This window comes from Luteimicrobium sp. DT211 (assembly GCF_049844995.1).
GTDB lineage: Bacteria > Actinomycetota > Actinomycetes > Actinomycetales > Cellulomonadaceae > Luteimicrobium.
On sequence record NZ_JBNCMC010000006.1, the window covers coordinates 49,347 to 69,156 of the forward strand.

Annotated in this window: 16 protein-coding genes, 1 tRNA gene and 1 pseudogene; 1 reads left to right on the forward strand and 17 read right to left on the reverse strand. The window is 71.6% G+C overall.

Going from position 1 to position 19,810, the window contains the following annotated elements:
- Window positions 1-57: 57 nt before the first annotated feature.
- From zwf to ACLQ14_RS14930, 7 genes are all read right to left on the reverse strand, one after another.
- Entirely contained in the window at window positions 58-1,464 is a 1,407-nt protein-coding gene (gene zwf / locus ACLQ14_RS14900) for a glucose-6-phosphate dehydrogenase (RefSeq protein WP_425814375.1), read from the reverse strand.
- Between the two features lie 290 nt (window positions 1,465-1,754).
- Window positions 1,755-2,963 carry a DUF2254 family protein gene (locus ACLQ14_RS14905; protein WP_425814377.1) on the reverse strand — a complete coding sequence of 403 codons (1,209 nt, stop codon included), beginning with the start codon at window positions 2,961-2,963 and terminating at the stop codon, window positions 1,755-1,757.
- Between the two features lie 246 nt (window positions 2,964-3,209).
- A complete protein-coding gene (locus tag ACLQ14_RS14910) occupies window positions 3,210-4,292 on the reverse strand; it encodes a sulfite oxidase (RefSeq protein WP_425814379.1) in 1,083 nt (360 codons plus the stop codon).
- 41 nt (window positions 4,293-4,333) lie between these two features.
- Window positions 4,334-5,194 (reverse strand): enoyl-CoA hydratase/isomerase family protein, encoded by an 861-nt coding sequence (locus ACLQ14_RS14915; RefSeq protein WP_425814381.1) that lies wholly within the window; start codon window positions 5,192-5,194, stop codon window positions 4,334-4,336.
- A 25-nt stretch (window positions 5,195-5,219) separates the two neighbouring features.
- On the reverse strand, window positions 5,220-6,560 hold the full coding sequence (locus ACLQ14_RS14920; RefSeq protein ID WP_425814383.1) for a Dyp-type peroxidase: 1,341 nt from the start codon (window positions 6,558-6,560) through the stop codon (window positions 5,220-5,222).
- 2 nt (window positions 6,561-6,562) lie between these two features.
- Window positions 6,563-7,711, reverse strand: coding sequence for a DUF4331 family protein (locus ACLQ14_RS14925; protein WP_425814385.1), 1,149 nt, complete (start codon window positions 7,709-7,711; stop codon window positions 6,563-6,565).
- Between the two features lie 29 nt (window positions 7,712-7,740).
- Window positions 7,741-8,289 (reverse strand): hypothetical protein, encoded by a 549-nt coding sequence (locus ACLQ14_RS14930; protein WP_425814387.1) that lies wholly within the window; start codon window positions 8,287-8,289, stop codon window positions 7,741-7,743.
- 208 nt (window positions 8,290-8,497) lie between these two features.
- Here ACLQ14_RS14930 and ACLQ14_RS14935 point away from each other — a divergent pair, with 208 nt between their 5' ends.
- Window positions 8,498-8,866 (forward strand): SHOCT domain-containing protein, encoded by a 369-nt coding sequence (locus tag ACLQ14_RS14935; protein ID WP_425814389.1) that lies wholly within the window; start codon window positions 8,498-8,500, stop codon window positions 8,864-8,866.
- Window positions 8,867-9,242: 376 nt separating this feature from the next.
- Here ACLQ14_RS14935 and ACLQ14_RS14940 read toward each other — a convergent pair whose 3' ends face one another.
- The 10 genes and pseudogenes from ACLQ14_RS14940 to topA all read right to left on the reverse strand — a co-directional run bounded on the left by ACLQ14_RS14940 (window position 9,243) and on the right by topA (window position 19,783).
- Window positions 9,243-9,722: a hypothetical protein gene (locus tag ACLQ14_RS14940; RefSeq protein WP_425814391.1), complete on the reverse strand. Its 480-nt coding sequence runs from the start codon at window positions 9,720-9,722 to the stop codon at window positions 9,243-9,245.
- Between the two features lie 77 nt (window positions 9,723-9,799).
- Complete coding sequence (locus ACLQ14_RS14945) at window positions 9,800-9,970, reverse strand: hypothetical protein (protein WP_425814393.1); 171 nt, start codon at window positions 9,968-9,970, stop codon at window positions 9,800-9,802.
- A 165-nt stretch (window positions 9,971-10,135) separates the two neighbouring features.
- Window positions 10,136-10,440 (reverse strand): annotated as a pseudogene (locus ACLQ14_RS14950) (IS3 family transposase); the annotation flags it as partial.
- A 161-nt stretch (window positions 10,441-10,601) separates the two neighbouring features.
- Window positions 10,602-10,674: transfer RNA gene (locus ACLQ14_RS14955), tRNA-Thr, on the reverse strand.
- A 139-nt stretch (window positions 10,675-10,813) separates the two neighbouring features.
- On the reverse strand, window positions 10,814-12,430 hold the full coding sequence (locus ACLQ14_RS14960) for an alpha/beta hydrolase (RefSeq protein WP_425814395.1): 1,617 nt from the start codon (window positions 12,428-12,430) through the stop codon (window positions 10,814-10,816).
- A gap of 70 nt (window positions 12,431-12,500) precedes the next feature.
- Window positions 12,501-13,652 (reverse strand): DNA polymerase III subunit delta', encoded by a 1,152-nt coding sequence (locus ACLQ14_RS14965; RefSeq protein ID WP_425814397.1) that lies wholly within the window; start codon window positions 13,650-13,652, stop codon window positions 12,501-12,503.
- Complete coding sequence (gene tmk, locus ACLQ14_RS14970; RefSeq protein ID WP_425814399.1) at window positions 13,649-14,320, reverse strand: dTMP kinase; 672 nt, start codon at window positions 14,318-14,320, stop codon at window positions 13,649-13,651. The genes ACLQ14_RS14965 and tmk overlap by 4 nt, the downstream gene beginning before the upstream one ends.
- Window positions 14,321-14,358: 38 nt before the next feature.
- Window positions 14,359-15,411, reverse strand: coding sequence for a Gfo/Idh/MocA family protein (locus ACLQ14_RS14975; RefSeq protein WP_425814401.1), 1,053 nt, complete (start codon window positions 15,409-15,411; stop codon window positions 14,359-14,361).
- A 26-nt stretch (window positions 15,412-15,437) separates the two neighbouring features.
- Complete coding sequence (locus tag ACLQ14_RS14980) at window positions 15,438-17,015, reverse strand: carboxypeptidase-like regulatory domain-containing protein (protein ID WP_425814403.1); 1,578 nt, start codon at window positions 17,013-17,015, stop codon at window positions 15,438-15,440.
- Between the two features lie 41 nt (window positions 17,016-17,056).
- The gene (gene topA, locus ACLQ14_RS14985; protein WP_425814405.1) at window positions 17,057-19,783 is read right to left on the reverse strand and encodes a type I DNA topoisomerase; all 2,727 of its coding nucleotides are present in this window, start codon (window positions 19,781-19,783) and stop codon (window positions 17,057-17,059) included.
- Window positions 19,784-19,810: the final 27 nt, after the last annotated feature.

Consider the following 19,810-nt stretch of genomic DNA (forward strand, 5'->3'; position numbering starts at 1 on the left):
AGGTGCGCCCAGCCCTGAGCGGGGTGAAAGGCCCGCTCGGGGGCGTGACGACACCGATCAGGCCGGCAGCCAGGGTGTGCGCCAGCCGCCCCACCCGGCCGTCAGCCCGTTCGCAGCCTCGGGCCCCCAGGTGCCCGGGGCGTAGGGGTGCACGGGTGTCTCGGCGTCGAGCAGAGGCTGCATGACGCGCCAGGTCTCGTCGATCCCGTCCTGACGGGCGAACCGCGTGCTGTCCCCCGTCATGGCGGCCAGCAGGAGGACCTCGTACGGCGTCGCACCCTCGCCGCCCTCGTCGGCGAACTCCATGTCGAGCTCGATCGGCCCGATCCGTCCGAGGTCGGCGCGCCGGGCGTCGACCCGGAAGCGGATCCCGGTCGACGGGTCGAGCTTGATGACGAGCTGGTTCGGCTCGGGGTCGTGCCCCTTCGGCCAGAACCCCATGCGTGGCGGGCGCTTGAAGACCAGCCGGAGCTCGGTCTGCGTGACCGGGAGCCGCTTGCCCGCCCGGATGAAGAACGGGACACCTGCCCACCGCCAGTTCTCGATGTCGAGCCGCAGCGCCGTGAACGTCTCGGTGGTCGACCCGGGCGCGACACCTCGGACGTCGCGGTAGCCGTCGTACTGGCCACGGACGTAGTGGCGCGGGTCCGCCTCGACGACGGATCGGAACAGCGCGACCTGCGACTCCTTGACGGTGTGCATGTCACCGCGCGCGGGCGGCTCCATCGCGGCGGCGGCAACGACCTGCATCAGATGGTTGACCACCACGTCGCGGAGCGCCCCGACCGGGTCGTAGAAGCTGCCGCGGTCGTCGACCCCGAAGCTCTCGGCCATCGTGATCTGCACGCAGTCGAGAAAGTTCCGGCTCCAGATCGGCTCGAGGATCGCGTTGGCGAAGCGCAGGTGCAGGATCTCCGCGAGGCCCATCTTCCCGAGGTAGTGGTCGATCCGGAACAGCTGCTCCTCACGGACGTGCTCGTGCAGCTCGTCCGCGAGCGCCCGAGCCGACTGCTGGTCGTGGCCGAAGGGCTTCTCGATGACGAACCTCGCGCCGTCGCCCAGCCCCGCCTCCGCGATGCCGCTGACCACCTTGCCGAACAGGAACGGCGGGATCTCGAGGTAGAAGCACGGCGTCGAGGCGCCCCGGATCGCTTCACCGACGCGTCCGTACGTCGCAGGGTCGGTGAAGTCGCCGCTCACGTACGAGAGCCTCGCGACGAAGCGCCCGAAGACCTCCTCGTCGAGCTGCTCCCCGGTCGCCACGATCGAGTCGCGTGCCCGCCGGGCGAGCTGCTCCACCGTCCAGTCGTCCACGGCGACCCCGACGACAGGACAGTCGAGGAGACCCCGGGCCTCCAGCCGGTACAGAGAGCGGAACGTCATCACGCGCGCCAGGTCGCCCGTGATCCCGAAGATCACCAGGACGTCTGCCGTCGGTGGCGCGTCGTCGTTCGTGGTTGTCATGCCGGCCTCCTGTGGGTCCGCCTCCCACGATGCCGAACGGACCGCTCCGCGGTATCGCCCGGGCAGGGTGATTCCCCGGCCGTCACTCCGGGCTTCGCGTCGTCCTCGACGTCGGCGGCGTGCCATCGGTGGCGCAGGCAGGACTCGGAGATGCCGCGACGTTCCTTCGCGATCTGCTTGATCGGAGCCTCGCCGCGGCGTGCGACGGCCACGACGTCGTCGCGGAAATCCTGGGGATGGAGTCCGGCCGCGGTGAGCATCCTCCCAGCAGCGCCTGACGGCACCGCACGTCAGGTGTCACCTGTTCCTACCTCGTCCCGGAGAGTCAGTGCTCTGCTGACTCGGGCCAGCAGCTGCACGAGCTCAGGTCGGGCCTCGGGCGACACCGACTCGACGAGGTTGTCGAGAAGCCGGCGCAGTCGCCCCAGCACCATGACGAAGGGGCTGGCGGGCGGGATCAGGTCCGTGATGGCAATACGCGTGTAGTCGCTCCAGGTCGGCAGCTGCAACCGGACTCGGAGCTGCCCGGCGGCATCGGTGATGTCCTGGACGTCGATGTCGCGCTTCGTCAGCGCCCGGAGCAACCCGTCGATGGCGTCGATCGCGTCGACCGCCGTGGCGGGGTCGTTGACCGCTGGCGAAAGGGCACGCAGCGCGATGTCGGCCAGGAGCCGGACTGCGAGCGTGGGGTCCTGGTCGAACGAACGTTCAGAACCGCGGACCACGCTTCCTTCGACGACCTGGTCGGACAGGTCGCCCCCGTGCACGTCGGCGACCGGGGTGCCCTCGTGCACCGTCTCGCCGACGCCGACACGGAACGCGACGACAGCATCTGCCCGCGAGGCCTGGTCGATGAGGGGAAGGAGATCGAGCTGCTGCACGACGCCCGAGCGGCCGCTCCAGGCCACGGTCCGGCGCAACGGCCCCAACGACGACGGCGGCACCGTGCTCTGGGGAGCGACGCGCAACGGATAGACGTCGTCGATGACCGCGCGGCCGTCGGTGGAGATGGTTTCGAGGACGTGCGCGAGCTGGAGCGACGAGAAGGCCCGGACCTGGAGCTGCCGGATGAGCGCCACCGTCGCGAGCAGCCCCACGATCGCGGTGCTCGGTACCAGCACGCACACTCGGGAGCGATCGGCGCCGACCAGTGCCGCAGTCGCGCAGTACACGAAGACGCCGATCGCGAACGCGAAGGTGCGCCACACCAACGGATCACCGCGGAACTGCCGCAGCCGAGGCGTGAAGCTCGAGGCTGACCATTGGACGACCCCGAACAGAAGCGAGTAGACGAGGCTGACGACACCGACGACGCCGATGCCGATGGTCATGAGCGGTCCGACCAGGCGGTTGCCGGCCATGCCGGGGTCGATCGTCAGCCGCGGCAGGAGCAGGCCCAGACCGAGCCCGACGAGCGCGCACACGAGCTGCGCGAGCTCGGCACGGAGCTGACGCCTGGCGCGCAGGAGCCGTCTGTTGGGTGATTGCAGCGCAGTCATCGGACCCGATCCCTACTGGTTCGCTGCTCGGCGGCACCGAACACAGGCTCTCGATCACCAGCGGACGTCGATCCCGGCTCGTTGTGGTCCTCGCCGGTCTCGTCGACGAGCGAGGGAGTCCGTCAGCGCACCGAGACGCGTGGCCGCCCCACCGATCACGTCACGGGTGTGGTCGATATCGACGCGTCCATACCGTCTCCTGCGTCGATCACGTGGCGGTCCGGGTGGGTGTCCGGACCCTGTGGGTCATCGACGGTCGACGTAGATGACCTCGATGGCGTTGTTGCCGTAGCCGAGACGGTTCCACGGCGGTACGTCGGGTTGGACGTTTCCAGCAGCGTCCGTCGCCCTGGCCCGCAGGGTGTGCCGGCCGACGCCGATGCCCTCCCAGGTGAAGCTCCACTCCTGCCACCCGTAGTCTTCCGGGTCGGCCGGGCGGAGCTCGGCCGGCTGCCAGTCACCCTCACCGGTGAGGCTGACGTCGACGGCGGTGATGGGTCCGGTGCCGGACCAGGCTTTGCCGCGGACGGTGTAGCTGTCCTGGTCGAGGGTCGAGCCGGGTGCCGGGTCGGTGATGCGGGCGCGGACGCGCATCAGGGTGACGGGCTCGTGAGGCTGGTCGGGCCACTCGTAGATGTAGTGGCCGGTCTGGAACTCTCCGGTGTACGGCTCGGTGAGGACGTCGAGCCGGGTCAGCCACTTGACCGAGGCCACGGCGTACCAGTGCGGGACGATCAGACGGAACGGCGCGCCGTGGTCGCGTTCGAGGGGTCGACCGTTCATCTCGTAGGCGATGAGGATGCCGGAGCCCGGGTCGGTGGCCTGCGCGATCGGCAGCGAGCGCATGAAGGTGAGGTTGTCCTGGTCGGTCTCGGGGAGGATCGCCTGCAGGTGGTACGGCCCGTGATCGGCGCCGACGGCGAGGAGCTCGACCGCGTCCGCCGCCGGTTCGACCTCGGCGAGGACGTCGTGGAGGAGTGCGCCGGTCCAGCGTGCGGTGGAGACGGCGAAGTCCCCCCAGGGTTCCCCCGTGGGCAGCGGCCGCATCTCGAGGCGCCCGTTGCCGGCGCACTCGAGGGTGACCGCGTGGTGGTGCGCGGGCATCGCCCGCAGGTCGTCGAGGGTCAGCGTGAGGGGCGCGCCGACCGCGCCGGTGATCTCCAGGGTGCCGTCGTGCTCCGGCACCGCGAAGTTGCTGCGCACGTAGTGGAGCTCGGTGCGGGTGACGTCGTCCGCCAGCGCGGCCGGCGGCGCCTCGGCGTTGTAGGGCGCAGGGTTGATCATCACCAGCGAGGCACGTGCGGCCTCGAGATCATCAGCAACGGTCATGCTGTTCAGCCTCCTTGGGGCGGTGCCGCGTGTGCGTCGGTTCAGAAGTCGGAGTCGAGGAACGAGGGTTCACGACCGTCGTTGAAGGCGCCGATGCCCTCGACGCGGTCAGGGTGGACGGCGGACCGCCAGTGGGCGTCCATCATGACGGCGATCGCCTGCTCGATCGGCTGCCCCTCGCCCAGCTGCACGGCGCGCTTCACCGACTGGACGGCGGTCGGCGAGTTCCCGGCGATCTTGTCCGCGATCCGCCCGGCCGCTGCCATCAGCTCGCCGGGTTCGTGCAGCTCGTTGACCATGCCGAGCCGGTACGCCTCCGCAGCCGGGACCGGGTCGCCCGTCATCAGCATCTGCAGGGCCTTGCCGCGAGGCAGCAGGCGGGGCAGCAGGGCCGGGGAGCCGCCGCCCGCCGCCAGGCCGAGCATGGCTTCGGGTTGGCCGAAGGTGGCGCCGGTCGAGGCGATGATGAAGTCGGTGCTCTGTGCCAGCTCGCAGCCCCCGCCGTAGGCGAGGCCGTTGACGGCGGCGAAGATGGGCTTGCGCAGCTGGCGGACCGTGTAGAGGGTCCGGTCGAAGGCCTGGCGCTGGCGCAGCCAGCCCTCCTTGGTCATGGCCTTGCGCTCCCGCAGGTCGCTCCCGACGGAGAAGGCCCGGTCGCCGGCTCCGGTCAGGACGACGACCCGCACAGCGGTCCGCACCGCGATCTCCTCGACGACCTCGGTCAGCAGCGCACCCATCTCGGTGTTGATCGCGTTGTCGGCGTGCGGACGGTTGAGCGTGATCTGTGCGACCCGGCCCTCGCGGAGGTACTGGAGCAGGACCGGAGGTTCGGTCTCCTCCGCGTCGGAAGTCGGTGGGGCGAAGTCGAGTGCTGCCCAGCGGTCCGTGCTTGATGCGCTCATCTGCTTCCTCTCCGGGTGGCGGTTCTCAGCTGTCCAGGTCGGCGAGCCAGGCGAGGGCGCTCAGGCTCGGTGCGAAGAAGTACTCGCCGCCACGGGTGACCACGAACGGAGGCAGGTCCTGCAGCCGGCGCCGGATCGGTCGTTGAGGGATGGTGAACGTCCCGGGCCCGTCACGGGGGCCGACGAGGGGGTCGGACTCGAGCGGGGCGCCGATGAAGATGCCGTCGTTGAGCCACTGCGTCTTCACGAACTCGAACTGCCGCTTGAGGTGGGCACCGGCGAAGACGAAGACGATGCCGCGATCGATGCCGTCGTCCTCGGTCACACCGTCGGGCAGCGGCGGCCCGTAGCTGGTGCCGCGTCGGATCATCCGATGCAGTCGTACATCGACGCTGCCGTCCTGGTCCAGGCCGTCGCGCGGGTTGGCCCGTCGGGCGTGGGCACCGACCGGGCACCTGAACCCACGCGGGTCATCACCGAAGCCGAAGTCGTTGTTGCGCCGTGGGTCGCTCCCGAGCTCGCGGTCGTCCTCGTCGGGCGTGAGGGCGAGTGGCGCACCGCTCTGCCAACGCCCGACCATCTTGGCGCCCAGGAGATGCTCCTCGGCGCGCGTGGCCGACCGTGCGCGGAGGTAGTTCCGGTACGCCGCGACCTTGGTGTGCAGCTTGCGGAGCACGACGTAGGTGCCGTTGCGACCCAGGGCGTCCGGCGTCGGCATGGGCGGCAGGTCTCCCGTCTCGTCGGGGTAGCCCAGGATGATCTCGCCCGCCTTGAGCGGACGCTCGCGGGGGTTCGAGGGCTCCCGGCCGCTCCCCTCGACCGCGGGTTGGCCGATGCCGTCCTTGAACCCGAACGACGTCCGTCCTGTCGCGAGCTGGTAGCAGTCCTGGCGCCAGATCAGGTCGATGCCCGGCAGCTCGGTGTGCGCGGCACGCGCCTTGTCCGAGGCCATCCGGAGGCGGGTCTCGTCCGAGGAGAGCACGGCGACGGCGACGTGCACATCGGGCGAGCCGAACGGCTCCTCCCATCGGTCAGGACCGCTCTCACCGGTGTCCCCCAACAGCTCGGCGCGAGCCGCCATCCCGTCGCGGAACTCCGGGGCGAAGCTGCCCAGAGACTCCTGGGGCACACCGAGAGTCTCGAGCCCGCTGTACGTGAACGCCACCGTCAACGACGTCTTGTCCGCCGTGCCGCCACCGGCTGCGGGGTCGACGAGTCGACGCAGCCGGCGGACCAGCTCACGCCCGTCATGACGATCACGGATACGGAGCAGGAGGTACGTACCGACGTACGGCGACGGGCGCTCGAACAGAGCACCAGCCTGGATGTCGTCGAGCTCGAGCGCCGCGCCCGTCGTGGCGTCCATGGTCAGTGATGCTCGGGGGGTTCTGGCGGGTTCGGGTTCGGCGTCGCCAGGTACGGGAACGTGACGGTGCCGGGCCGGGTGGCGGCGTCGACCCCGTCACGGATCGTCGGGCCCCGACCCGCGTTGACGAGCAGGGTGAAGATCGTGTCCATGACGTCGTCGTTCAGCGTCCGGCCCCCGCTGGTCTCGTGCGGCTCGCCGCGCCGCGCGGCGAGCTCGATCTCGAGGAACGAGCCCTGCTCGACGTAGGGCTTGGTGACGTCGACGACCAGGTAGTCGGCAAGGACCAGGTCGGTGAGGGGGTGGCTGTCGCCCTCGGCGACCGGCCAGTCCTGCTTGCCGTCCAGTCCGTCCCAGAACGCGAGGTTCGCATCCAGGCGCGCGCGGAAGGCGCCGGCGTAGGACTCCCCGGGCCGGAACACGTCCTCCATGTTGTACAGGTCCCGGATCTCCAGGTCCCGGTTGACCTGGTCGAAGTCCTTCGGCGCGAGCATCATGTTCTTCACCTCGGGACGTCCCACCCGTTCGATCCGGACGTTGAACTCCCCACGGGTCAACGTCTCGGCGACAACCCCTACCAGCGTCCAGCCGGGCAGGGCGCCGGTGTCGATCTCGACGACGATGCTCAGCACGTTCTTGCCGTCGAGGAAGATCGACCCGGACTCGGTGAACGCGAGCTTCCGGGTCGCGATCGTGGCCAGGGCGGCGCGGGCATCCATGATGAACGGGTCCCACCGGACGCCGGCGAAGACCCGCATTCCGCTCCCCGCACCGCCGTTCTCGTCGTTCACGCGGAACGAGACGCGTTCGCCCAGGGGTGAGATGCAGCTCCCGGTCTGCGCATGACCCGGCCGGCCCGTCGTCGGGTCCGTCACGTGCTCGGGACGGTCGAAGACGCAGTCGAGGACCACCTCCTCGGCTCCCGGCGCAAACCCCCACCCCGGGCCTTCGCTCGCTTCCGGCGCGAGAGGACGCAACCGGAAGCGGTAGAGGAGCCCTGCGGAGAACAGGTCGGTGGGCTTGGCCATCGGCAGCGTGTTCAGCACGAGGACGAGGCGACCCGGGTCCTCGGGACTGGGGAACGCGTAGACGTCGGTGATGTCCGCGATCGGATCGGACAGGGCGCGCGGCCCGGAGATGTGGTCAGACATGGGGTCCGTTCGGTCCGTCCCAGCCGCGGCTAGTCCGCGGCCTCGTCGAGCAGGGGCCGCAACGCCGGCTGCTGGAGGGCCTCGGCCGCCTGCGGATGGTCCAGCACCTGCTGGAACGCGGCCGCCACCCGCAGCGCCTTGCGGATCTCCTTGACGGTTCCGCCGTAGTTGCGGGCGTAAGCCGCCGCGGGCTGCTCCGCGTCGAGGACGAACTCGCGCAGCGCGCGCACGTCCGGTAGCCCGTCGTACCCCTCGACGTGACGGAAGATCACGTCGAACAGCGCCAGCGTCGGACCCGAGGCGAAGAAGTCGTCCATGTAGGCCTCCCACGGCCCGTCAAAGCTCGTGATGAACGCCAGCTGCGTGTCGTCGTCGAACAGCACGAAGCGCGCCTCGTGGATCGTCTGCACCGCCATGCCGTAGTCGCCCGGGCGGTAGCCGGGCGTGTCCTGCAGGCTGGCCAACGCCGACCGCAACGATGCCGCGTCGCCGTCCTTGACCCGGAAGAACAGGCTGAACTCGCTCGTCGGACCGACGCTCCGCCCCGGTGCGGCCGCTCCATCGTCGGGTGCCGCCATCGTCTACCTCCGTCGTCCCGAGCGCGACAGGTCACGCCCACGCAAGCCCGTATCCAGGTCCGCACATCCGTCGGGCAGTGATGACGCTAGGGCCGGCCCGGGTGGGGGCGCCCCACCCGGCCGAGGGTGAGGTCGAACAACCTCGCGGTCTGCCACACTTCGCCAGATCCTCGGGTTGACACGACCGGTCCGACAGAAGAGGCGCGCCATGGACTCCATCACCAACGACTTCGGAGACGTTCTCCTCTGGTCGTTCTGGTTCTTCATCTGGATCGCAGCGTTCATCGTGTGGTTTCGCTGCCTGTTCGACCTGTTCGGCGACCACACGCTGAGCGGTTGGGGCAAGGCCGGATGGGCCGCCTTGCTGATCTTCGTCCCCTGGGTCGGCGCCCTGATCTACCTGATCGCGCGCAGTCGAAGCATGAACGAGCGTCAGCTGGCCGAGGCGTCAGAGCCGCAGGCCGCCAGCACGTCCAGCTCGGCGGCCGACCAGATCACCAGCGCCAAGGCCCTGCTCGACTCCGGCGCCATCACCCAGTCCGAGTTCGAGAGCGTGAAGGCCAAGGCACTCGCCTGAGGGCCAGGTCACGGGCTCCACCGTCGGACGTCGAGGTGGGTCCTCATCGGAGGGATCGCTCTCGGCGGCGGAGTGGCTAAAGGAGCGGCTGAGGGCGCGGCAGGCTCAGCAGTACTAATGGAGACGATTCGCCAACGAGTCTGCAGTGACGCGCCATTGAAGGCGCACACCTGGGGCCCGAGCATGGTAAAGCAATTCCTCGCAGTTGACCGTGTAGCAGGGTGTCATTGTCAAGTCGCAGGACTTCGCACCGCTCGCGCATAGGAAAACGCGCAACAGCGTGCTCGACACAATAGGAAAGGCCGCTCAGCAGAAGACACCAAACTCACGCGTTGGCTCGAAGAGCTCGCACACAACCAGAACGCGGGCAGGGGCGTCACGGGATCACGAGCTTCTCCTCGACGGTGACGACCGCGTCGCCCGAGATACTGTCCTTGCTGACGGCGGAGCCGGTCAGATTCTCGCCGTGCGCCCCGATAATCGCCCGCACCGCCGCCGGCTGGTTTCGGGCGATCGGCATCGTCACCGAGACGTCATAGGTGCCCGAGCGCAGCGGCTGACCCTTGTCGCTGAAGGGGCCGAACGCGGCCGCGCCGGCCTGGAGCGTTTGTGGATCCTGAGCGACGAATCCGCCCTCCTGGAACACGGATGCCCCAAGCTCGGTCCCGTCAGGCAGGTTGGAGCGCGCTGACACCGACACGGTTCCGTCGTCGTTCAAGGCGACGTCCATCTCCAACTTGGCCTCGAGCGGCGAGGCGGTCGTCAATGTCGCGGTAAGCGTGGTGTGCGACGACGAGCACCCTCCGAGGAGGAGGAGCAATCCCGCGGTTCCGAGAGCGAGGAGCGACCGAGTCATGGCCTGAGGCTACGAGCCAGGTCGGGCTCTCGGGACCATCGATGTGTGGGTCTGCCGGGTTAAGCGCGAGGTACCGGCTACTCGCGTCCCTTGATCGCCTGGTCGACGATCCAGGCGAGGGCGACGCCAAGGACCATGAGGGCTGGCAGCACCCAGATGTCGGTCGCACCAGTGATGAGCCCGCCGACAATTCCGACGGTCCCACCTCCCACGAAGAAGCACAGGAGGACGAAGGCGGGAAGTGTCATCCCTGCGATGCGGCGAGTTCTGCGCAACGTACGCCCTTCATCTCTAGCTGAGCAGCTATGCGCCCAGCGGACCGAACGGGCCCGCAACGAAGCCTGTGGCGGGCCCCTCGACAGCGCCCTCCACAACACTAGTGGGACTGCTGCACGACGAGCTGACAGGTCGTCTCAGGCGGCGAGTGCGACGATGATGGCTTCGAACTCGATCGGGGTCAAACGTCCGAGGCGCTGCTATCGGCGGCGTCGGTGGTAGGTGCGTTCGATCCAGGTGATGATCGCGATCCGCAGGTCGTGGCGGGTGGCCCACCGTTGCCGGTCCAGGACGTCCATCTGCAGGGGCGCGAAGAACGATTCCATCACGGCACTGTCCCTGCGGAGGCGACCTGGCCCATGGACCCGACCAGGTCGTGACGACGCAGCGCGGCCAGGAACTTCCTGGAACGGAACTGCGACCCGCGGTCGGAGTGGACGATGCAGCCGGCCACGTCGGCGCCGCACCTGGTGGACGCGAACCGCTGGACGTCCGCCGAACGGGTCGGGGGCACCACGGGGGCATCCGTCACGGATACGGGAACGGAGAAGGCCCCCGAAGTCGTGTGACTTCAGGGGCCTGGCCTGCGGGTTTCCCCACCGGAGCCGCCTAAGAGAATCGAACTCTTGACCTTCTCATTACGAGTGAGACGCTCTACCGACTGAGCTAAGGCGGCCTGCGCTACCGTCCGAAGCCCCTGAGGGCCACGGCGACGAGCGCGCGCCCTACTCTAGCGGGCGGGAGGCCGAGACTCCAAAGCGGATCCGAGACGTGCGACTCGAGGCCTTCCTACGCCCCCGCCCGGCCGCGGCCGCTCAGGAGCAGGTCGTGCCGTCGTCGGGCACGTCACCGTCCACGAGGTACCCGTCGACCGCCTTGGCGATGCAGGTGTTGTCCGCGCTGTAGGCGGTGTGCCCCTCGCCCTCGTAGGTGAGGAGGACGCCCGAGTCGAGGGTCTTCGCGAGGCCCTGAGCCCAGCGGTACGGGGTGGCCGGGTCGCCCGTGGTACCGACGACGACGATCGGCGGCGCGCCCTTCGCGTGCAGGTCGAAGTCCTGGGCGACCTGCGGGTACGGCCACGGCTCGCAGCCGATCCCGCCGTACGTGAAGAACGAGCCCACGGTCGGCGCCTGGGCCTCGATCTTCTCCGCCTGGGCCTTCATTGCCGCGAGGTCGGTCGACCCGGGGTCGTCGAGGCAGCCGACGGCGCGGAACGCCTCCGCGGAGTTCGTCGAGAACGTGCCGTCCGAGTTCCGGTCGTTGTAGAAGTCGGCGAGGGCGAGGAGCTGCGTTCCCGTCCCCTGGGTCAGCGCCTCCGACAGCGCCGACGTCAGGTACTGCCACGAGTCCTGGCTGTAGAGCGTGACCGCGACGCCGTAGAACGCGAGCGTCGCCGTGAGCGGCCGGTCCGCGTCCTTGGTCTTCAGGGGCTGGCGCTCCGTGCGCAGGAGGAGGTCGTGGATCTGGCTCATCCCGTGGTCGACGCCGCCGGTCAGCGGGCAGCCCTTGCCCGACTCGCAGTCCTTCACGTAGGAACGCAGCGCGTCCTCGAAGCCCACGGCCTGCTCGAGCCCCGTCTCGTCGGCCGACAGCGTCGAGTCGATCGCGCCGTCGAGCACCATGCGACCCACCCGGTCCGGGAAGATGCCCGCGTAGGTGGCGCCGAGCTGCGTCCCGTAGGAGAACCCGAGGTAGTCGAGCTTCTTCTCGCCGAGCACCGCGCGGACGAGGTCCATGTCGCGGGCCGCCGACTGCGTGTCGACGTGCGCCAGGACCGGTCCGGTGTTGGCCTTGCACGCGTCGGCCCACGCGGACGCGGCCTTCTCGTTCGCGGCGAGCCCGGCCTCGGTGTCCGGGTACCAGGCCGACAGCTGCGCGTCCTTCTCCTTGTCGCCCAGGCACACCACGGGCGTCGACTTCCCGACGCCGCGCGGGTCGAACCCGACGACGTCGTACGCCTTGAGCACGTCCGAGCCGAAGAGGCTGGTGGCCGAGTCCACGAAGTCGAGGCCGGAGGCCCCCGGGCCGCCCGGGTTCGTGAGGAGGGCGCCGACCCGCGTGCCCGTCGCGCTGTGGACCTTGATCGCAAGGTCGATGTCGCCCGACGACGCGTCCTGCCACGACACCGGCGCCTTGAGGGTCGCGCACCGGAAGCCGTCGCCGCACTTCGACCAGTCGACGTCCTGGCCGTAGTACGACTCGAACCCCTTCGGGGCGCTCGCCGTGTCAGGTGTGGACGACGTGACCGGGCCAGTCGGCCCGTCGTCGTCGGAACCCGACGTGCACCCGCTCAGCGCCAGCGCGAGCACCGCCGCCACGGCGCCGGCGACGACCGGCGCGCGACGGCGTCGGGCGCGGGGGATCGCGCGGGTGGAGGCGGAGGGTCGGAGGGCGTGGGTGAGGCGAGCGTGGACTCGGTGGGCGCGGGTCACCGAGACACCGTACCCGCCGCCGCCGACCGTTCCCCCGGTCGTCCGGCCTGCGTTGCCCGGGCGGGGGCCGTCAGCCCTGCGGGCGCAGCGCCACGGCCATCGCCTCGACCGCCAGCAGCGGCGCGACGTTCGCCGCCAGACGCTCCCGGGCGGTGCCGATGGCGTCCATGCGCCGCAGCGTCTGCTCGGGCGTGGAGTCCGCGGCGAGGGTCGCGACGGAGTCTGCGAGCTCGACGTTGACGAGGTCGATGCCGCCGTCGGCGCCGGCCGCTCCGAGCTGGACGAGCAGCACGTCCCGGTAGAGCGACAGCAGGTCGGTCATCGCGCGGTCCAGGACGTCGCGCTGCGCGCGGGTCGCGCGGCGCTTCTGCTCGTCCTCGAGGGCCTTGAGCTGCGAGCGCAGCGCCGGGGGCAGGGGTTTGCCCTCCTCCGCGCCGAGCGCCCGGTAGAGGCGCGACTTCTCGTCGGCGTCGCGCTCCTCGGTGGCCGCCTTCGACTCGGCCTGCGCCACCTCGACGAGCTCGCCGGCCGCCAGCACCGCGTCGGGCACGCCCCGGATGCGCCGGGCGAGGTCGAGGACCTCGCGCCGCCGGGCCCGCGCGTCGGGGTCGCGCGCGAGGCGCCGGGCCAGCCCGATGTGCGACTGGGAGGCGTGCGCGACGGCGTCCGCGAGCGCTGGCTCGACGCCGTCGCGCTCGACGAGCAGCCGCGCCACCGCGTCGACCGGCGGGACCCGCAGCACCACGGAGCGCGAGCGCGACCGGATCGTCACCAGCACGTCCTGCGGGCTGGGCGCGCACAGCACCCACACGGTGCGGGGTGGCGGCTCCTCGATGGCCTTGAGCAGGACGTTCCCGGACGTCTCGTTGAGACGGTCCGCGTCCTCGATCACGATCACGCGCCACCGCCCGCCCGACGGCGACCGCTGCGCGAGCTGGACGAGCGGCTCGACGTCCTGGCGGCGCAGGATCGACGCCTCGGTCGCGACGACCTCGACGTCCGCGTGGGTGCCGGCCAGCGCCGTCGTGCACTCGTGGCACTCGCCGCACCCGCCGCGCGGGCACAGCAGCGCCGCGGCGAAGGCGCGGGCGGCGTTGGACCGCCCGGACCCCGGCGGACCGGTGAGCAGCCACGCGTGGGTCATCGCGCTCGGGTCCGCGACCGCGCCCCGCAGGACGGCGACGGCCGCCTCCTGCCCGACGAGGTCGTCCCAGACGCTCACGCTCGCGCCTCCGCGGCCCCCGGCGTGGGCGCCCCCAGGCCGAGGCGGGCGGCGACGTCGACGCGCACCTGAGCCTGGACGTCGTCGACGGCGCCCGCCGCGTCCACGACGACCCACCGGTGGGGCTCGCTCGCGGCCCGGTCGAGGAACGCCTCGCGGACGCGGGCGGCAAACTCGGCGCCGACCGACTCGAGCCGGTCGGGCGCGCCCTTGCCCTCCACGGACGCCCGGCGCTCGGCGGCGAGCACCGGGTCGGCGTCGAGCAGGACCGTGACGGCCGGCATCAGCCCGCGGGTCGCCCAGAGCGAGATCCGCTCCACGTCGTCGGCGGCGAGCTCGCGTCCGGCGCCCTGGTAGGCGACGGACGAGTCGAGGTACCGGTCCGTCACGACCACGGCGCCTCGCTCGAGCGCCGGCCGCACGAGCGTCGCGACGTGGTGGGCGCGGTCCGCCGCGTACATGAGCGCCTCGGCGCGGGCGTCGACGTGGTCGCCGTGGAGGACGGCGTCCCGCAGGACCTGGCCGAGCGCGGTCCCGCCCGGCTCCCGCGTAAGCACGACCTCGCGGCCCGTGACCTCGCCCAGCCACACGCCGAGGAGGCGCGCCTGCGTCGACTTGCCGACGCCGTCGCCGCCCTCGAAGGAGATGAAGATGCCCGGCTCGTCCACGGGCGCCACCCTATCGGGGGCCACCGTCACCCGCGGCGTCACTCCCCCGGGTAGACGACGCCGACCTGCCGGCGGACCTCGTCGAGCGTCCGCATGACGTCGAGCGTGGCCTGCCAGGGCATGCGCTCGCTCTCGAGGAGCCCGGCGTCGAGGCAGCGGGCGACCTCGGCGGCCTGGTACTGCTTGCCCTCGCCGCGGAAGCCGTCGTACCGCCGCTCCGTGCCGTCGGCCCGCACGACCGTGAAGCCGCCGCCGCCGAACGTCCACGGGTCCGCGGCCACGTACCCCTCCGTCCCGGCGATGCGGACCGTCTGGGGCGTGTGCACCCACAGCGACGACTGCACGGACGCGAACCGGCCGTCCCCGAAGTCGAGCGCCACGACGCTCTGCCCGTCGACCCCGGTGTCGGTGAGCGAGCCGACCGCCTCCACGCGGTCGGGCGACCCGAGGACGTCGTGCGCGAACGAGACCGGGTACACGCCGACGTCGAGCAGCGCCCCACCCGCCAGGTGCGGGTTGTACAGGCGGTGCTCCGGGTCGTGCGGGAACGCGTAGCCGTAGTCGCCGAGGACGGTGCGGACGTCGCCGATCTCCCCCGCGTCGATCGCCCGGTGGATCGCAGCGACGTGCGGGAGGAACCGCGTCCACATCGCCTCCATGACGAACAGCCCGGCCGCGCGGGCGGCGTCGAACACGTCGCAGGCCTCGCTGTGCGACCGCGTGAACGCCTTCTCGACGAGCACCGGCTTGCCCGCGGCGAGCGCGAGCAGCGCGTGCTCGCGGTGGTGGGAGTGCGGCGTCCCGACGTAGACGACGTCGACGTGCTCGTCCTCGACGAGGTCCTCGTAGCTGCCGTGGGCGCGGCCGGCGTCGTGCGCGGAGGCGAACGCCTCGGCCTTGCGCCGGTCACGCGAGCCGACGGCGGTGACCGTCCCGTTCGTGAAGCGGCGGACCGCCTCCGCGAACGACCCCGAGATGCCGCCCGCCCCGAGGATCCCCCACCGCACGGGCGGCGCCGTCCGGGGATCGGGGACCAGCCCGGCCGCGGCCGCGGCTTCCTGCGCGGCCAGGACGACGTCGTCGGTGCTCATCCCCCCAGGCTAGACGCCGACGGCGCTCACCGGCTGGTCGCACGGCGGAGCGCCAGGGCGGCGAGCCCCGTGAGGATCAGCAGCGCGCCGAGCGCGAGGGGCGCGCCGACGGAGGCGCCCGTGGCCGCGAGGCCCGACGGTGGTCCTCCCGCCGCGGGTGCCGCCCCCGGCACGACCGCCGACGTGCCGTCCGAGGCCGGGCCCCGGTCGGACGTCGTCGTCGGGGTGGGCCCGGGCGTGGACGTGGCTGCAGCGCCCGCGCCGGGGGTCGGCGTCGGCGAGTCCGTCGGCGAGTCCGTCGGCGTCTCCGTCGGCGTCTCCGTCGGCGTCTCGGTGGGAGTCTCCGTCGGCGTCCCCGTCGGCGTCCCGGCCGCCGTGGCGGTGACCTCGGCCGCCACGCCGCCGCTGCACCCGACCTCGACGGTCTGCTCCGCGGGCTCGAGCGTGACGGCGTCGCCGCCCACGACCGTCACCGTCACGGCGCCGGGCTCGAGGCCGGCGACGGTGTAGCTGCCGTCGTCGGCCGTGGTCGTCGTGCGCACGTCGCCGTCGGACGTGGTGACCCGGACCTCGAGCCCTCCGACCGCGTCGCCCGTCACCGTGCCGGTCAGCTCCACTAGCGGCACGGCGCGCAGCTCGACCCCGCTCACGTCCGAGCCGTCCAGCGCCACGGGCAGCGAGCCGACCGCCCACCCGTCCGGCGCGACCGGGCGCAGCACGGTCCCCGGCGCAGCGACGGCGGGTCCCAGCGCGAAGGCGCCCGAGCCGTCGGTCACGCCGGACGCGAGCCTGGCGCCGTCGGCGGCGAGATCGATCACCGTGCCGGTCGGCGGGGGGCCGCAGGGCCCGGTCACGACGCCGGACACCCGCGACGCGAGCGACGCGAACCAGGTCTGGTAGGTCGGCAGGCCGGCCCTCCACGCGGCGCGGACCGTGAGCGTGCGCACCGGCACGGTCGGCACGAACCAGGCCGACGCGCCGGTGGTGTCGCAGGTCGTGGGGCAGCCGTCGTAGGCCAGCGCGATGTCGTCGTCACCCACGGTCGCGGTGGGTACGGGTAGCTCCGTGACGCCCGAGCAGGCGCTCGAGCGAGGGCTCGCGTCGCAGTAGTTCCAGGTCGACCGCAGCCCCAGCTCGGCGGGCGTCAGCGGCTGGCCCTGTGCCCCGGTCGCCGAGACCGTGAGGGCCTCGGCGTCGATGTCGCCGAAGTTGACGCCCCACGTGCCCGCGGGCGTGGGGGCGGAGAACGAGTACGTGGTCACGGAGTCGCCGCCGACGTCGTTCCTCGCCGGCCCCAGGTTGAGGTACGGACGGCCCTGGCTCGCGCCGAAGAGCGCGCCGAACTGCGTGCTCGGGGGCAGCCACGTGCTCGCCCCCGTGGGGCTCGACAGGGTGCTCGACGTGGAGGTGAACGTCGCGACGGGCAGGCCGGGCGCGAGGGTCACGGTCCCCGTGCGTGCGCCGGGCGTGCCGCTCGTCGTGAACACGGCGTACCCGTCCGAGGGACCGGCACCGGCAGGGGCCGCGAGCGCTACACCGAGCGCGGCGGCGAGGAGCACGACCCACGCCGCCACGACCGACCCGACCACCGGACGGCGGCGCACCCGGCCAGGCTACGTCGGGCCGCCGCTCCGCGCCCGCGCGGCTACTTCGCCTTGGCGGTCGACCTCGTGGCCGTCCGACGCGCCGGCTTCTTGGCCGGCCCCTTCGCCCGCTTCTCCGCGAGCAGCTCCTGCGCCCGCTCGGGGGTGATGGCCTCGACGGCGTCGTCCTTGCGGAGCGTCGCGTTGGTCGTGCCGTCGGTGACGTACGGGCCGAAGCGACCGTCCTTGACGACGATCGGCTTGCCGGACACGGGGTCGTCGCCGAGCTCGCGCAGGGGCGGGGTTGCGGTGGCGCCGCGGCCGCGCTTGGGCTGCGCGTAGATGGCGAGGGCCTCGTCGAGGGTGACCGTGAAGATGGCCTCCTCGCTGGGCAGGGTCCGCGAGTCGGTGCCCTTCTTGAGGTACGGCCCGTAGCGGCCGTTCTGCGCGGTGATCTCGGCGCCCGTCTCGGGGTCGGTGCCGACGACGCGCGGCAGGGACAGCAGGGCGAGCGCCTCGTCGAGGGTGATGGTGCCGAGGTCCTGGGACTTGAGCAGCGAGCCGGTGCGCGGCTTGGGCAGCGCGGCCTTGGCCTTCTTGAGCGCGGCGGCGGACAGGCCCGGGTCGAAGGTGGGCTGAGGCAGCACCTCGGTGACGTACGGCCCGTAGCGGCCGGCCTTCGCGATGATCGTGTGGCCCGTGGCGGGATCGACGCCGACCTCGCGCCCGTCGTCGGCGCCGGCGGCGAGGAGCTCGCGGGCCTTGTCGACCGTCAGCTCGTCGGGCGCGACGTCGTCGGGGATGGACGCACGGGGCGGGGTCTCGCCCTCCTTGACCTCGGCGCCGTTGTCCTCGACGTAGGGCCCGTAGCGGCCGATCCGGACCTGGAGGCCCTCACCGATGTCGATCGAGTTGATGCCGCGCGCGTCGATGTCGCCCAGGTTGTCGACGAGCTCCTTGAGACCGGCGTCCTTCGCGGACTCGCCGCCGAAGTAGAACTCGGTGAGCCACGCCACGCGGTCCCGCTGGCCGGCGGCGATCTGGTCGAGGTCCTCCTCCATCGCGGCGGTGAACCGGTAGTCGATCAGCTCGCCGAAGTGCTCCTCGAGCAGGCGGACGACGGCGAACGCGATCCAGCTCGGCACGAGGGCTTGGCCGCGGGTGGTGATGTAGCCGCGGTCCTGGATGGTGGAGATGGTCGACGCGTACGTGGAGGGCCTGCCGATGCCGAGCTCCTCGAGCTTCTTCACGAGGCTGGCCTCGGTGTAGCGCGCGGGGGCGGACGTGCTGTGGCCGGCGGCCTCCAGGTCGCTCCCCGTGAGCGCGTCGCCCTCGGCGACACGCGGGAGCCGCGCCTCGCTCTTCGAGCCCTCGGCACCCGCCTCGGTCTCGTCGGTGCCCTCCTCGTAGGCGGCGAGGAACCCGCGGAAGGTGATGACGGTGCCCGACGCCGCGAACACGGCGTCCGTCCCGGCGTGCGGCCCGGCGCCGGTCACGGTGCCAGCGACGCGCAGCGACGCCGTCGAGCCCTTCGCGTCGGCCATCTGCGACGCGACCGTGCGCTTCCAGACCAGCTCGTAGAGCCGGAACTCGTCACCCCGGAGCTCGGACGCGACCTGCGCGGGCGTGCGGAAGGAGTCGCCCGCGGGGCGGATGGCCTCGTGCGCCTCTTGCGCGCCCTTGGACTTCGACACGTACGACCGCGGCGACGCGGGCACGTACTCGGGCCCGTACAGCTCGGCGGCCTGGCGACGGGCGGCGTCGGTGGCCTCGGCGGACAGCGCCGGCGAGTCCGTACGCATGTAGGTGATGTAGCCGTTCTCGTACAGCGACTGCGCGACGCGCATGGTCTGCCGCGACGACCACCGGAGCTTGCGCCCCGCCTCCTGCTGGAGCGTGGACGTCGTGAACGGCGCGGTCGGACGGCGCGTGTACGGCTTGGTCTCGAGGGACCGGACGGCGAACGGGGCGCTGTCGAGCCCGGCGACGAGCGCGTCGGCGGCGGGCTCGTCGAGCGTGACGACGCGGTCGCGCGCGGCCGCGGCGGTGAGCTGCCCGCGGTCGTCGAAGTCGCGGCCGGTGGCGACGCGCGACTCGCCCAGCTGCACGAGGCGGGCGGTGAACCGCTGCCCAGCGTCCGGGCCGTCGTCGGGCGCGAAGGCCCCGGTGAGGTCCCAGTAGGCGGCGGGGACGAACGCCATGCGCTCGCGCTCGCGCTCGACGACGAGGCGCGTCGCGACGGACTGGACGCGCCCGGCGGACAGCCCCTGGCGGACCTTGCGCCACAGGACGGGCGAGACCTCGTAGCCGTAGAGGCGGTCGAGGATCCGGCGGGTCTCCTGGGCGTCGACCAGGTTCTCGTCGAGGTCGCGGGTCGTGTCGAGCGCGCGGCGGATCGCCTCAGGGGTGATCTCGTGGAACACCATGCGGTGCACCGGCACCTTGGGCTTGAGCTCCTCGAGCAGGTGCCAGGCGATGGCCTCGCCCTCGCGGTCCTCGTCGGTCGCGAGGTAGAGCTCGTCGGCCGACTTGAGCATCTTCTTGAGCTCGCTGACCTTCTTCTTCTTGTCCGGGTAGACCTCGTAGTACGGCTCGAACCCGTGCTCGACGTCGACCGCGAACTTCCCGAAGGGGCCCTTCTTCATGTCCGCCGGCATCTCGGACGGCTGCGGCAGGTCGCGGATGTGCCCGACGCTCGCCTCCACGTCGAAGCCCTCGCCGAGGTAGCCCGCGATCTTGCGGGCCTTCGTCGGCGACTCGACGATCACGAGCTTGCGGGATCCGGGCATGCTTCCTGCTTCCGTTGAGTCCGGCGG

Excerpts from the sequence above, each read along its gene's own strand:
- ACLQ14_RS14940 (WP_425814391.1), bottom strand. The coding sequence starts at position 9,722 with ATGACTCGGTCGCTCCTCGCTCTCGGAACCGCGGGATTGCTCCTCCTC.
- topA (WP_425814405.1), bottom strand. The coding sequence starts at position 19,783 with ATGCCCGGATCCCGCAAGCTCGTGATCGTCGAGTCGCCGACGAAGGCC.
- ACLQ14_RS14905 (WP_425814377.1), bottom strand. The coding sequence starts at position 2,963 with ATGACTGCGCTGCAATCACCCAACAGACGGCTCCTGCGCGCCAGGCGT.
- ACLQ14_RS14930 (WP_425814387.1), bottom strand. The coding sequence starts at position 8,289 with ATGGCGGCACCCGACGATGGAGCGGCCGCACCGGGGCGGAGCGTCGGT.
- ACLQ14_RS14935 (WP_425814389.1), top strand. The coding sequence starts at position 8,498 with ATGGACTCCATCACCAACGACTTCGGAGACGTTCTCCTCTGGTCGTTC.
- ACLQ14_RS14975 (WP_425814401.1), bottom strand. The coding sequence starts at position 15,411 with ATGAGCACCGACGACGTCGTCCTGGCCGCGCAGGAAGCCGCGGCCGCG.
- zwf (WP_425814375.1), bottom strand. The coding sequence starts at position 1,464 with ATGACAACCACGAACGACGACGCGCCACCGACGGCAGACGTCCTGGTG.
- ACLQ14_RS14920 (WP_425814383.1), bottom strand. The coding sequence starts at position 6,560 with ATGGACGCCACGACGGGCGCGGCGCTCGAGCTCGACGACATCCAGGCT.
- ACLQ14_RS14925 (WP_425814385.1), bottom strand. The coding sequence starts at position 7,711 with ATGTCTGACCACATCTCCGGGCCGCGCGCCCTGTCCGATCCGATCGCG.
- ACLQ14_RS14910 (WP_425814379.1), bottom strand. The coding sequence starts at position 4,292 with ATGACCGTTGCTGATGATCTCGAGGCCGCACGTGCCTCGCTGGTGATG.
- ACLQ14_RS14915 (WP_425814381.1), bottom strand. The coding sequence starts at position 5,194 with ATGAGCGCATCAAGCACGGACCGCTGGGCAGCACTCGACTTCGCCCCA.
- ACLQ14_RS14945 (WP_425814393.1), bottom strand. The coding sequence starts at position 9,970 with ATGACACTTCCCGCCTTCGTCCTCCTGTGCTTCTTCGTGGGAGGTGGG.